Raw genomic sequence first — 13659 nt, 5'->3', positions numbered from 1 at the left:
GCCAATAATAATACCCGTCGACCTGCCGTACCGGATCGACATGGGCCTCTCAAATTCCAGGCGTATGCCTACCTGTCACAAAGCTCGTGCAATCTCTTTTGCGCGCATACCCGCTTGCCAGGAGTCTTATGACATGAGGCCAGAAATCGCTGTGCTGGATATACAGGGTCAGTATCGGGTTTACACGGAGTTCTATCGCGCAGACGCCGCAGAGAAGACCATTATTCTGGTCAACGGCTCGATGGCCACGACTGCGTCGTTTGCACAAACCGTGAAAAACCTCCACCCGCAGTTCAATGTGGTCTGCTACGACCAGCCCTACGCGGGCAAGTCAAAAGCCCACAACCTGCATGAGAAATTGCTGACCAAGGAAGTTGAAGGGCAGATCCTCCTGGAGCTGATCGACCACTTCGCCGCCGAACACGTGCTGTCGTTTTCCTGGGGTGGCGCCGCGACACTGGTCGCACTCGCCCACCAGCCACGACGCATCGAAAAAGCTGTGATCAGCTCGTTCTCGCCGGAGATCAACGCGCACATGCTCGACTACCTCGAGCGCGGTGTGGATTATCTCGGCAGCCGCGATGGCGACCGGGTCGGCAACCTGGTGAACAGCACCATCGGCAAACATTTGCCGACGCTGTTCAAGCGCTTCAACTACCGGCACGTCAGCAGCCTGGCCGATCATGAATACGGGCAGATGCATTTCCACATCAGCGACCTGCTGCACAGCGATCGCCAGTGCTTCTTCAAGGCCGCGCAGCAAATCAACGTGCCGGTGCTGTTCATGAACGGCGAATGGGACGAATACACCGCCGCCGAAGGCGCCCGGTTGTTCGCCGACCATGTGCAGCAGGCCACCTTCACGACGCTTGAAGCCACCGGCCACTTTCTCGACATGGAACACAAAGCCGCCTGCCGGGACAGCCGCAACGCACTGCTTGGGTTCCTGAAACCGGCACAGCACGAAAGCCGACCGCGTTACCACTACGTCCAGGACCACCATGCATTGGCAATCTGAAACAGAGTCATCGCGAGCAAGTTTCGCCCCGCAGCGTTAAACGCATTCCTGCACGTGCGAGGCTTGCCCGCGATAGACCGCCATGCGCTTCAACTGCGTTAAACCCGCCCCACGTAAAGAAAAACTTCAAATCCCCAGCTGTATCTGGTACAAAGTCACCGCTCTGAGCGGGTGTCGCACAATGGCATTACTCCAGCTTAACAAGCTGATAACGAGGGTTCTTATTGGACACCCCCGCTTTGGTGCACCGAGTAAGCGCGTAATGCGGGTATAGTTTAGTGGCAAAACGAAAGCTTCCCAAGCTTTAGTTGAGGGTTCGATTCCCTCTACCCGCTCCACCTCCCTCCAGTATTTCCGGGCCTTCAAGCCGACTTTCTCTCCGCGTTCGAACCTTCAAGCCCACCTCGATCCACCCCTCCATCACTCCCGGCTTTCCCCCTACCAACTCAACCGAAGCCGAACCATAGCCCCAGCTCATTCTGGCGCTGGATTGTGTCCTCAGCATCCTGCTTGCGGGATATGCCGGAACCAAGCCTCGGACCGCCACGTTCTCCCGGAACGGAGTGCAGATTAAAACCACTGAACGCTGAAAGCGACTCGGGCTATCTGAAGACCCAAATTGAGTACGCGAAAGCTTCTACGAGACCGAGGGCGATTCAAGTGGGTGATCTACGGGCCTGGGCGGTACATGTATCGCGCACCCAACACAATGCAGAGCTTGCTGACGACGACGCTGCTTATTGGCGTACATCGCGGCATCTGCAGACGCAAGCAACTCCCCCAGAGGCTTCAGCTCATTTGGCGAACAACGAACAGCACCGATACTTAAGCCGATAGGATAACGACAGCGTTCACTACCATTGAATTCGTCGACCAGTGCTTGCACACGAGCAGAGAGCGCATCCGAGGAATCCCCCGCCTCGACAGCCAGGACTACAAACTCATCACCGCCGATCCTGGCGACAATGTCACTCACTCTAAATGCAGATTTGAGCACCTGCGCAGCAGCCATGATCGCCAAGTCGCCCGCCTCATGGCCGTGGATATCATTAAGTTTTTTCAGACCGTCGAGATCAACAAAAAACAGCAAGCAGGATTGATCATTACGGCGAGCAGAGCGCATTAGCTGGTCAGCCAAAAGAAAAAAGCTGCGGCGATTGTGCAAACCGGTCAGTTCATCCGTCAGTGACAGTCGGCGCACATCATCTTCGACTTTTTGTCGCTGCGATATTTCGTCCGTGAGTTTGCTGTTCACCGCTTCGAGGGCACGAGTTCGTTCGAACACCCGCAACTCAAGGGATGCATTCAGCGCAGCCAGTTCCGCCTGAGCATTCCCTCTCGACTTATCGAGCTGACAAAGATGCCTCGCAGTTCGCAGGATTACCGCAACGAGCATGGCTATGCTCAGCGTCGCCATCAAGGCCAGGCTGAACCGCTTGTCGTAGTAGCCCAACCTTTCTCCGACCAGCAGAGCACCTCCGATGCCGAGAATGACCACCGGGATACTGGCGAGCAAGCTTCTGGCAACCTCGCCACCCGCTGTGTCGCTTATCAGTAACTCGACAAATTCGGAACGCTCCTGGATAACCAGCAGTCCGGTATTGAACAGGATCAGCGCAATAGCCGTATGGATGGCCATGGAGCTATAGAGGCCCACCGAGTAAAGCGCGCTGACATCGAACAAATAGCCCACAAACGCCATCAGGCTAATAAATAGCGCTGATGAAGCGAATATTTGCGGCAGTAATGGTCTGCCCTCAAGCAGCAGGCCAAAGCCGGAAAGCAGAAAACACAGCGCTGTCGCCGGCGCCATTCGCCCCGGAAAAAGAACAGGTTGAGTGCGCTGAAGCTCGAAAGGAAGGAGCAAATCGATAGCGAGATCAACCGACATGACATATTCAACGAGGGTCAGTCCTCCAACCAGTATCGTCAAGACAGCGCCAAGCCGTCTGATCCAGTTTCCGGCCAGGGACACTCTAAACGTAGCGCACCACAGTCCCACACCGAGCACAGTGAAGGTACAGGCGGTATTGACTACCATTGCAGTCCAGCCAGGAAGCACGGCCTTTAGCGAAGGCACATCAAGCAGCCAGCCAACCAGCACAACCAAGCCGATTATCATCACAGTGACGGCGGCCAGCCGAGCATAGGTTATGAACTGACGCAGCCTTTTTACTTGGCTGAGTTCCGGCTCCGCCGTCATCGTCATCCCCGTTAATGTGTAGTGGAATGCGGCCATTATGCTGGTATGCATTCAGCACCGCCAATGTGTTGAGGCTGTTGATGTCGACGCCGAATTGACCGAGTGCTGACGCAAGACTGGCCCACCTCCAGATCGGAACAAATTCAGCCAAGTCAGTTGTTAGCAAGGAACAGACCGGGTCAGTGACATCCCGGTATGCGTATCGGCACTGAAACTGCGCTGGCCAGGGAGATTGCGGTGTTCGGCGTGGCGAAGCCGCATTGCGTTTATCTGTTCGCGAACCGCCGCGCCACTCGTATGAACGTGCTGGTGCATGACGGGATTGGCGTCTGGCTGCTCGCAGGTTGAATCAAGGCAAGTTTCACTGGCCAGGCATTCGACAAGGCTGCGAGATGGAGCTGGATACTGAGCAACATAATTACCGAGGCTCAGCGAGGCTGAAATTTCAGCCTCGCACGCCAATACATTGATCCTATTTTTGGCTGAGCGCCGCTATCGATACTCCCGAAGCGACGAAGGTGAGTCCTGCCCCTACGTTCAAGCCATTCACCAATCGTGGCCTCTGACGCAAAAACCGGGAGAGTGCAGTAGCAAATACGCCCATGAGTGCGAATCCCACTGCCGTAAGTACGGCGAACCATATGCCATACACCAGCATCTGCACGCTCACTGAGCCGCGTTGTGGATCGACGAATTGCGGGATGAATGCAAGTACGAAAAAACCAGGCTTTGGATTGAGTGCTGCCGAGAGTAATCCTGTGAGAAAAATGCTCGGCAGAGATTGTCGAGTCGCTGGCCGGAAGCTAATCAGGCTGCGAGAGCGTAGTACTTTGATGCCTAGCCAAAGCAAATAGCCGGCGCCGATAAGCTTGACGACCCAGAAGGCTACTGCGGAGGTTTGCATAAGCAAAGTCAGTCCTAGCGAAGCAGTTGCCACATGAAAGAGAATTCCCGCCCCAGATGCCATGCCCGATACGATAGCGGCCATCCTGCCCTGACTGAGTCCTCGGCCTACGGCCAGCAGATTGTCCGGGCCTGGTGCGAGCACCAATAGCAAGCAGGCGGCAGTATAGGCAAGCCAGATATTGATCGGAAACACGGCATTCTCCTTGGGCCTCAACGAGGCATCCATCCTCATGTGGCGAAAGAATGTGCCCACACCGGGCTGCAAAGTCAAAGCCGCCGGATTTGAGAAGATGTTACTGGCAGCAAGCGCCGGCGCTCCATGAGAGGCGGATAACCGCCGCACCGGCGGACAGACATTCAAACGGCTACGAGGTCGAGAATCCGAAACGGATAAGCAGTCATTCAAAGCAATTGATCAATGTCGACCAGCCTCCTCAACCCATGAGCTGGATCAGTTGAGTTCAAACCTGGGTCGCTATACTGGCTACCGCCCGACATCGACTCAAGGTTTTCCCCATGACTCCTTCGCCCAGCGACCAACGAGATGTAGTGATTATCGGTGGGGGTCAGTCAGCCTTGGCGGTAGCGTATTTCCTGCGCCGAACTCAACTTTCGTTCGTTATCCTCGACGCAGAGGAAGAGCCCGGTGGTGCCTGGCGGCATGGTTGGAATTCGCTGCGTTTATTCTCTCCGTCCACCTGGAGTTCGATCCCAGGCTGGATGATGCCTCCTGTGCAGGAGGGGTATCCAACGCGAAATCATGTAATCGACTACCTCAACCAATATGAGCAGCGCTACCAGTTTCCTGTTGAGCGTCCGGTTCGGGTCACCGCTGTGGAGCGTACTGAAATTGGCTTACGAGTACGTTCCGACGACAGGTATTGGGATGCCAGGGTTGTCATCAGCGCCACCGGCACCTGGAGCAGTCCGTATATCCCTCACTACCCTGATGCCGAGTTATTCGCCGGTCGGCAATTGCACTCCGCGAACTATGTTGATGCACAAGCCTTTGCTGGCAAGAAGGTTTTGGTGGTGGGTGGTGGCAATTCAGGAGCGCAGATTTTGGCAGAAGTATCCAAGGTCGCCGAGACCACTTGGGTAACCCCTGCCGAGCCGGTGTTTTTGCCTGACGACGTGGATGGACGGGTACTGTTCGAGCGCGCCACCCAGCGCTTGAAGGCCCAACAGGAGGGGCGTGTGATTGACCAGCCCGTCGGCGGGTTGGGGGACATTGTCATGGTGCCGCCGGTGCTGGAAGCCCGTGAGCGTGATGCTCTCAAGTCTGTACGCCCCTTTGAACACTTCACTCGCGACGGTGTGATGTGGGCCGATGGATCTGAATCCGCAGTGGATGTGGTGATCTGGTGTACCGGGTTCAGGCCCGCACTTCAGCATCTTGATTCGTTGGGGGTGATCGACACTGAAGGTCGCGTTGAGGTCGACGGCACTCACTCGATCCAGGAACCAAGACTATGGCTAGTGGGCTATGGCGAGTGGACAGGTTCGGCTTCCGCCACACTGATCGGTGTAACACGCACAGCACGCAGCACAGTCAATGAGATCGCGACCTATCTTGGCGATCCGTCCGTGGCCTAGTGCGCCTACATCCCAGGAGTAGTAGAGGACATGAATGAAATGATCGTGCGCTGGCCGGAGCGCAATCCCCGCCTGTTTTTAGCGGTAGCAGCGCTTATCTGGTTCGGATTGTATGAAGCCCTGATACCTGTTTCAGAGGCTTTGGTCGCAGCGCTTCCGGTTGATCGCAACAGCCACTTGGGAGGTGCCTTACAGTTTTTTTTCTACGACACGCCCAAGGTGCTGATGCTGTTGACCGGCATCGTGTTCCTGATGGGCATGATCAATTCCCACTTCACGCCTGAACGCACCCGCGCAATGTTGGCGGGTCGAAGCGAGGGCACGGCCAATGTCATGGCGGCCACTCTCGGTGTGTTTACCCCGTTTTGCTCGTGCTCGGCCGTTCCTCTGTTTATAGGTTTTGTTCAAGCCGGAGTGCCCCTGGGGGTGACTTTCTCTTTCCTCATCTCTGCGCCCATGGTGAATGAGGTAGCGCTGACACTGCTGCTTGGCCTGTTCGGCTGGAAAGTTGCATTGCTGTACCTCAGCCTGGGGTTGTTTATTGCGATTGTTGCCGGCTGGGTCATTGGGCGTCTGAAAATGGAGGCCTATCTGGAAGACTGGGTCCGTGATATGCCCAAGATCCAGGCAACCGCCGGGGACACGAGTATGCCGCTGTATGAGCGGATAAATGCCGGGTTCAGCAGCGTGCGTGAAATCGTCGGAAAAGTGTGGCCTTACATCCTTGCCGGTATTGCCATTGGCGCAGGCATTCATGGGTATGTGCCTGAGGATTTCATGGCCAGCTTCATGGGCAAGGAAGCCTGGTGGTCGGTTCCGCTCGCGGTTCTTATCGGCATCCCCATGTATACCAATGCGGCAGGCATCATCCCCATTGTGCAGGCACTGCTCGCAAAGGGCGCAGCGCTGGGCACTGTGCTGGCCTTTATGATGAGTGTCATCGCTCTATCCCTTCCGGAAATGGTGATCTTGCGCAAGGTGTTGAAAGTTCGCCTGATAGCCACCTTCATTGGCGTTGTCGCCGTCGGCATTCTCATCGTTGGTTACGTCTTCAACTTCGCGTTGTAATCCACCTACCGAGGTTTTTATGAAAGACATCAAGGTTCTGGGCACCGGTTGCGCAAAATGTAAATCGACAGTAGCCATCATCGAACAGGTGGCGAGTGCGAAAGGCGTCCCCGTAAAACTGGAAAAAATCGAAGACATGCAACAGATCGTCAGCTACGGGGTCATGTCCACCCCGAGTGTCGTGATTGATGGAAAGGTTGTTCACTCGGGGGGCATCCCGAGCCGTGACAAGGTTGAAGAGTGGCTCAGCGCGTAGATGGGTAGCCTCTGGACGTCCAGACACGCTCGGTGATGAGAGGCCTGAGCAGTACCCAATGCTGAATATCGTGGTGCAGAGCAAAGCCTGAAAATCAACTACGCAATGGCTGCGTCGCGCACCCCATCGCTATAAACGCTGCGCGCAACACAACAGTGGCTCAACGACATTGATAGCAGGCCCACTACACGACAGCAGTTCGAGGCTAGCGTCAGGGCGCCTTGTTTTCGATCAGACAATTACCGCCATCCACCACCAGCACTTCACCGGTGATATAGCTGGCTTCCGGAGACGCCAGAAACGCCACAGCAGCGGCAACCTCTTCTGGACGACCGGCGCGGCCGATCGGAGTGTAGGTACCGGCGCGGCTTTCTTCCTCGGTCAATGCCCCCGTATCAATCCAGCCTGGGGCAACGCTGTTGACGGTGATGCCCTGTTTACCGACTTCCAGCGCCAGGCCCATATTCATCCCCAGCATCGCTGCCTTGGCCGCACTGTAAGCCGACTCACCTGGATTGCTGCCGCGTGTACCGGTCGTCGAGCTGATGTGGACGATGCGTCCGTAACCGCGTGTCTTCATCCCAGGCAAAACCGCACGAGTCAGCAGAAAAGCGCTGGTCAGGTTGCGCGCCAGAGACAGATTCCAGGTCGCCAAATCCATGTCCGCCACTTCGACGAAGGGTTCCGGGCTGCCAACCATAGCCATACCGGCGTTATTGACCAAAATGTCGATATGGCCGAACTGCTCATGAGCCCAATCGGCAAGCTCCTTGACCTGCAATTCGTCAGTCAGGTCGGCTGTCATCGCCCGAGCGTCTATACCCTCAGCCTGCAACTCGGCGACACGTTGCTGGATCCGCGCACTGCTGGCAGTGATCAATACACGCACGCCTTCGCGGCCCAAACGTCTGGCGATCGCCAGACCAATACCACTTTCACTGCCCGCACCGCTGACCAGCGCGACTTGACCTTGCCACATGGGAATCGTCATCTCTCATCTCTTTTTGATCACACAATTTAAAGCACCATAGCAAAAGGGCCGATGAACGCCGGTTGTTCGAGTACTTGTGATGACAACAATGAAGGCGGTGATGGCGTTCGAACAAGGCTTGCAACAGGACTGCGAATCAGCGCCGCATCCTGTCGGCCGATCACCCCCTTTTGTGAGCAGCTACAGCCGGTGTTGTGAGCCGCGTTATTTATTGGCCTCGACTGCGCTCAAACCACTGCCAGGTATCTTCGAGAGATTGTTCAAAGCAATCCAGAATGGCCTGGATGTCCTTCTCGGTTGAAATGAGCGGGGGGCAAAAAGCAATCGAGTCGCCCATGCTGCGAACGATCATCCCGAGATCCTGCGCACGTGACGCCAAGTAGCGACCCAGCCGACCCACAGTCTCAAACGGCGCTTTGGTATCCCTGTCGGCGACCAGCTCAACTGCCGCTATAAGCCCCACACCACGGACCTCCCCTACCAGCGGATGTCCGATAAAGCGCCGAAGCCCATGGCGAAGCACCTCTCCCATATTGGCTGCATGCTCAACCAGATTGTCTTCCTGAATGATCTTCAGGTTTTCAAGCGCGACCGCCGTTGCGACGGGGTGTCCGCCTCCGGTGAACCCATGACCCAGGGTGCCCAGTGCGTGGCTCTGATCAGCGATGCCTTGATACACCAGGTCGTTGATCAAAATGGCTGCAATCGGCTGGTAGGACGAAGACAGTTGCTTGGACAACACCATAACGTCTGGTTTGATCCCGAACGTCTCGCTCCCGAACAGGTTGCCGGTACGACCAAAACCGCAGATCACCTCATCAGCCACAATGAGGATGTCGTGCTTGCGGCACACTTTCTGGATTTTTTCCCAATAGGTTTCAGGCGGCACAATCACACCACCCGCGCCCATCAACGGTTCCCCGTAGAAGGCCGCGATGGTTTCGGGGCCCTCTTTTTGAATCAGATCATCCAGCTCCTGAGCGAGACGATCGGCAAATTGCTCCTCGGTTTCACCCGGCTTTGCGAACCGGTAGAAGTGAGGACAGCTGACGTGGAGAAAACCAGGAAGAGGCACGTCAAAACCTCGCTGGTTCGCAGGTATCCCGGTAAGGCTTGCGCTGACGGCGGTGATGCCATGGTATGCATTCATCCGACTGATGAATTTCTTTTTGGCCGGTTTGCCCAAAGCGTTGTTGCGGTACCACAGAAGCTTCACAACCGTGTCATTGGCTTCAGAGCCGGAGTTGGTGAAAAACACCTTACTCATTGGCACTGGCGATAGTTCAACCAGCTTTTCTGCCAGCTCGATGCTCGGCGCATGCGCCTTGCTGGTGAACAAGTGATAGAACGGCAGTGTTCGCAGCTGCTTTTGTGCAGCCTCTATCAAACGCTGATTGCTGAAGCCCAGCGCGACACTCCACAACCCCGACATGGCCTCGATGTACTGCTTGCCCTGGTTATCGAAAACGTGAACACCTTCGCCACGCTCGATGATCAATGGGCCAGCCGACTCATGAAGGCGGGCATCCGTGTAAGGATGCATGTGGTATTTAACGTCTTTCTGTTCAAGCGTGAGGTTTGTCTTGTTCATGGTATGAGCCCACAGTCTGGAAGAGAGCGTTATGCCAACTCGTCGAAGCATTCGCCGATGATGTTCAGGCCTTGCTGCGACTGAGCATCGGCCCAGGGGGCCGTGCATCGATAAATGTGCGGGGCGGCTCTCTGCCGCAGAGCCGCCGCTTCAATCCCAATCAGGCTTGCTGACGGAAAAGAACCGCGTTTTGAACGGACATCTCGCTCCCCATTACAGCTTGATCCAGGTGGCTTTCAGCTCGGTGTACTTGTCAAACGCGTGGAGCGATTTGTCGCGACCGTTCCCCGACTGCTTGAATCCACCAAAGGGGGCGGTCATGTCGCCGCCATCGTATTGATTGATCCATACACTGCCCGCCCGCAAGGCTTTGGCCGTGAGGTGTGCCTTGGAAATATCCGCGGTCCAGATCGCAGCGGCCAAACCGTATGGGGAGTCGTTGGCGATCGAGATCGCTTCCTCGACCGAATCGAACGTGATGACCGACAGAACCGGCCCAAAGATTTCTTCCCGGGCGATTCTCATCGCGTTGCTGACACCATCGAAAATGGTGGGCTGTACGTAAGTCCCACCCGTTTCCTGAAGCACGCGCTCGCCACCGACGACCAATTTGGCACCGTCCTTGTGACCGGCCTCGATGTAGGCCAACACGTTGTTCATCTGCTGCGTGTCGACCAGGGCTCCCACGTTTGTTTCAGGATCAAGCGGATTGCCGGGCGTCCAACCTTTCAGTGCTTCGATGACCATCGGTAGGAACGTGTCTTTTATCGAACGCTCGACGAGAAGACGGGAACCGGCGGTACAAACCTCTCCCTGATTGAAGGCGATCGCACCTGCTGCGGATTCCGCTGCGGTTTGAAGATCGGCAGCGTCGGCGAAAACGATGTTGGGACTCTTGCCGCCGGCCTCCAGCCATACGCGCTTCATGTTGGATTCGCCGGAGTAGATCAAGAGTTGCTTGGCCACTCTGGTCGAGCCCGTGAAGACGATGGTATCGACGTCCATATGCAGGGCGAGCGCCTTGCCTACCGTGTGGCCATAGCCCGGCAGTACGTTCAGGACGCCCGCAGGAATGCCGGCATCGATTGCCAGTTGGGCAATACGAATGGCGCTGAGAGGCGACTTCTCCGATGGTTTGAGAATCACCGAGTTGCCCGCTGCAAGTGCAGGGCCCAACTTCCAGCACGCCATCATCAACGGGAAGTTCCACGGCACGATCGCGGCGACAACGCCGATCGGCTCGCGAGTGACCAGGCCTAACTGGTCGTGGGGTGTCGCGGCGACTTCGTCGTAAATCTTGTCAATCGCCTCACCACTCCAACGGATGGCATCAGCTGAGCAAGGAAGATCGACATTCAGTGCATCCGAAATGGGCTTGCCCATGTCGAGTGTTTCCAGGAGCGCCAGCTCCTCGGCGTTCTGATCCAGCAGATCAGCAAAACGGAGCATCGCCTGCTTCCTGGAAACGGGCGACAAACGAGACCAGACACCGGCGTCAAATGTGGCGCGGGCGACTTTTACTGCGTGATCCGCATCGGCGGCATCGCAGCTGGCAACGTTGGCGAGAAAGCGCCCGTCGACCGGACTGACGCACTCAAAAACAGCTTCTGCCGCAGCGCTCACATACGCGCCATTCACGAACGCGCGCCCTTCAATCTTCAGCTGTGCAGATTTGGTTTCCCAATCGCTCAAAGTTAACGGTTGCATGGTTGTCCTCAGGTTTCACGATTGATGGCCCAGGTCGAGCTCGCTGAATTCGTAGACTGGGTCAGGGTTGAAAGGGTGTTTCAGATAGCGGTTAAAAAATCCTGAAGCAGCAGGCGACAGTTGGCTCGATTACCGGCCTCCTTCTCCTGAATCTCCGCGCGCATGCGCTCTGGCAGATCTCCGGCGGAGGCTAGAAACCGCTTCCCTTCCTCGGTATTGCGCCAGTAGTGCGTCCATGTATCGAACATCTGTGCGTCAATTTCCGGATGGAACTGCACCCCCATGGACTTGCCTTTGCGGTAGGCCTGGGGAGCCAGATCGGTTTTCGCCAACAAGGTTGAGCCGGGGGGCGGCGTGAAGGCGTCAAAGTGGAAATTGAGCCAGGGGCCCTTGTGCGCCCACTGCGCCTGAAGCGTTTGAACTTCAGTCCAACCGATCTCTGCGGTGGAGTTTCGATAGACCTGACCGCCCAGCGCGCGGGCGAGCAACTGGCTGCCAAAGCAGATTCCAAGCGTCGGCACGCCTCGCTCCTGAACAGACTTCAGCCATTTGAGCTCGGCGTCCAACCAGGGCAATCGATGGTCATAGGCCGATTCAGGGCTGCCCATCACAACAACGATGTCGAGCGCTTCAGGCGCTGGCAGGGCCTGGCTGATGGATACAATTTCCAGATCCATACCCTGCTCGCTAAAGAGCTCGGGCAGGCTGCCAGGGACATCAGTATCGGAATGAACAATTGCAATGGCGCGCGGCGACTTCATGAGCAAATCCTGATCGAATCTTAATACTTATGAAACCATATCTTAAAGTAAATTAGATGCCAAGCAGCTTTTTTACGCCCTCTCCAGGTGGTTTTCCACTCTAAACAGCCAAATTCTTATGCGATTCGTGCCATGCAATGGCAAAAACGAGCCCAATAGCACCCCGGAAAACGAAAATTCCTCTTGAAAGATATGAAACCATATTTTAAATTGAATTCGTAATGCGACTCCGGCGAGATACCAGACCCACGCAGGTAATGGGCCGCACCGCCCGTCAACCGTCACAGTTGACCCGTGCGAATCGCGAGCAGCTCGCCTCTTCTAATAACGATCGAAGGTGTCCAAATGTCTTCCAGTCTCCCTACTACGCTCGAAGCTGCGCCCTACCTGGATGTGGCCAACCCTTCCTTTTCAATGCGCTCGAAGGAAGTGATTGATGCGCGAGAAAAAAGCTGGTTTGCACGGACGCCTTATGGCATCGCAGTGCTTCGCTACGACGAAGTCAACGCGCTGATTCGAGACCAGCGTCTTCGCCAGGGAAGCTACGCATGGCCTGCGCACAATAAGGCAACAGGAAGTTTTGCCGACTGGTGGATTCGGATGCTGCTGAGTCGCGAAGGCGCCGATCACTCCCGCCTTCGCCGCCTTGCGAACCCTGCTTTTGCACCGAAGCTCGTACGCAAGCTCACGCCTGTATTTCAGGACATGGCCAACGAAATCATTGATGGATTCTCGAAGAAAGGCACCTGCGAATTCGTCGCCGACTTTTCTGAGCCATACGCCACTCAAGTTATCTGCGCCCTCCTCGGCTTACCGCGCAGTGAGTGGCGAGGCCTGGCTCAGTTGGCGGTGGACATGGGCCTGGCGCTGGGCGTGACGTTCAAGCAGGACGAAGCAAAGATCAACGCCGCAACCGACAAACTGTTCGGTTATGCCGCCATGGCGGTTGAAGCCCTGAAGAAGAACGGCCTGGGCGATGACTTTCTCAGCATGCTGGTTAAAGCCAACGAAGAAGACAAAACCGCGCTGAGCGATCAAGAACTGTACGACATGATCGTTCTCGCCATTTTCGGCGGTATCGACACCACGCGTAACCAGATCGCTTTGGCCATGGACATGTTCGTCCAGCACCCGGACCAGTGGAAACTGCTGGGTGAAGATCCTGAGCTGGCAAGGGCTGCTGTCGAAGAAGTCATGCGCGTGCGCCCGACCGTGACATGGGTGACCCGCGAAGCGCTGGAGGATTTCAACTATCAAGGACTGGATATCAAAAAGGGCACGACGGTTCACCTGTTCAGCCAGGCGGCCGGTACCGATCCAACCGTCTTCGAAAATCCCGGGTTCGATATCACGGCCAAACGCCAGGCGCACTTCGGTTTTGGCGCAGGCGCTCACCACTGCATCGGTCACTTCATTGCTCGCGGCGACATGACAGAAGCCTTGGCGCTGCTTGCACAACGCATCAAAAACCCTCGCTTCAATGGCGAAGTGCAATGGCTGCCGGATAGCGGAAACACGGGCCCTATTGCGATGCCTATGGCGTTCGATCCAGAGGTCTGATC

12 protein-coding genes and 1 tRNA gene are annotated in these 13659 nt (G+C 56.1%); 7 read left to right on the top strand and 6 right to left on the bottom strand.

Annotated elements, in window-relative coordinates; all coding sequences use genetic code 11:
- The first annotated feature begins 133 nt into the window (after window positions 1-133).
- Window positions 134-1018, top strand: coding sequence for an alpha/beta fold hydrolase (locus BLV61_RS23015; RefSeq protein ID WP_047526724.1), 885 nt, complete (start codon window positions 134-136; stop codon window positions 1016-1018).
- 264 nt (window positions 1019-1282) lie between these two features.
- A tRNA-Gly gene (locus BLV61_RS23010) sits at window positions 1283-1356 on the top strand.
- A gap of 299 nt (window positions 1357-1655) precedes the next feature.
- Here the strand turns inward: BLV61_RS23010 and BLV61_RS23005 are convergent.
- Complete coding sequence (locus BLV61_RS23005) at window positions 1656-3272, bottom strand: GGDEF domain-containing protein (protein WP_090467623.1); 1617 nt, start codon at window positions 3270-3272, stop codon at window positions 1656-1658.
- A 144-nt stretch (window positions 3273-3416) separates the two neighbouring features.
- Between BLV61_RS23005 and tnpB the strand changes: the two genes are divergently transcribed.
- Window positions 3417-3569, top strand: coding sequence for an IS66 family insertion sequence element accessory protein TnpB (tnpB, locus tag BLV61_RS23000; protein ID WP_090467622.1), 153 nt, complete (start codon window positions 3417-3419; stop codon window positions 3567-3569).
- A 124-nt stretch (window positions 3570-3693) separates the two neighbouring features.
- Here tnpB and BLV61_RS22995 read toward each other — a convergent pair whose 3' ends face one another.
- Window positions 3694-4320, bottom strand: coding sequence for a LysE family translocator (locus BLV61_RS22995; protein ID WP_047538345.1), 627 nt, complete (start codon window positions 4318-4320; stop codon window positions 3694-3696).
- A 323-nt stretch (window positions 4321-4643) separates the two neighbouring features.
- On the opposite strand from BLV61_RS22995, the gene BLV61_RS22990 reads away from it, so the two are divergent.
- Genes BLV61_RS22990 through BLV61_RS22980 form a run of 3 tightly spaced genes read left to right on the top strand, consistent with a single transcriptional unit; the run spans window position 4644 to window position 7047 of the window.
- Complete coding sequence (locus BLV61_RS22990) at window positions 4644-5723, top strand: ArsO family NAD(P)H-dependent flavin-containing monooxygenase (protein ID WP_090467620.1); 1080 nt, start codon at window positions 4644-4646, stop codon at window positions 5721-5723.
- Window positions 5724-5753: 30 nt separating this feature from the next.
- Window positions 5754-6791: a permease gene (locus BLV61_RS22985; RefSeq protein WP_090467618.1), complete on the top strand. Its 1038-nt coding sequence runs from the start codon at window positions 5754-5756 to the stop codon at window positions 6789-6791.
- A 19-nt stretch (window positions 6792-6810) separates the two neighbouring features.
- Window positions 6811-7047, top strand: a complete 237-nt coding sequence (locus BLV61_RS22980; protein ID WP_047526614.1) for a thioredoxin family protein — start codon at window positions 6811-6813, stop codon at window positions 7045-7047.
- A gap of 211 nt (window positions 7048-7258) precedes the next feature.
- Here BLV61_RS22980 and BLV61_RS22975 read toward each other — a convergent pair whose 3' ends face one another.
- From BLV61_RS22975 to BLV61_RS22960, 4 genes are all read right to left on the bottom strand, one after another.
- A complete protein-coding gene (locus tag BLV61_RS22975) occupies window positions 7259-8038 on the bottom strand; it encodes an SDR family NAD(P)-dependent oxidoreductase (protein ID WP_047526613.1) in 780 nt (259 codons plus the stop codon).
- Between the two features lie 208 nt (window positions 8039-8246).
- Window positions 8247-9629, bottom strand: a complete 1383-nt coding sequence (locus BLV61_RS22970; RefSeq protein WP_090467617.1) for an aspartate aminotransferase family protein — start codon at window positions 9627-9629, stop codon at window positions 8247-8249.
- A gap of 213 nt (window positions 9630-9842) precedes the next feature.
- Window positions 9843-11336: an aldehyde dehydrogenase gene (locus tag BLV61_RS22965; RefSeq protein ID WP_090467615.1), complete on the bottom strand. Its 1494-nt coding sequence runs from the start codon at window positions 11334-11336 to the stop codon at window positions 9843-9845.
- A gap of 80 nt (window positions 11337-11416) precedes the next feature.
- The gene (locus BLV61_RS22960) at window positions 11417-12097 is read right to left on the bottom strand and encodes a type 1 glutamine amidotransferase (RefSeq protein WP_090467613.1); all 681 of its coding nucleotides are present in this window, start codon (window positions 12095-12097) and stop codon (window positions 11417-11419) included.
- Window positions 12098-12442: 345 nt separating this feature from the next.
- Here BLV61_RS22960 and BLV61_RS22955 point away from each other — a divergent pair, with 345 nt between their 5' ends.
- Window positions 12443-13657, top strand: coding sequence for a cytochrome P450 (locus BLV61_RS22955; RefSeq protein WP_090467611.1), 1215 nt, complete (start codon window positions 12443-12445; stop codon window positions 13655-13657).
- Window positions 13658-13659: the final 2 nt, after the last annotated feature.

Origin of the sequence: Pseudomonas mohnii (assembly GCF_900105115.1) — a bacterium.
Lineage (GTDB): Bacteria > Pseudomonadota > Gammaproteobacteria > Pseudomonadales > Pseudomonadaceae > Aquipseudomonas > Aquipseudomonas mohnii.
Note: the sequence above shows the minus strand (reverse complement) of the source record. Positions and strands in the feature narration are given on the sequence as shown.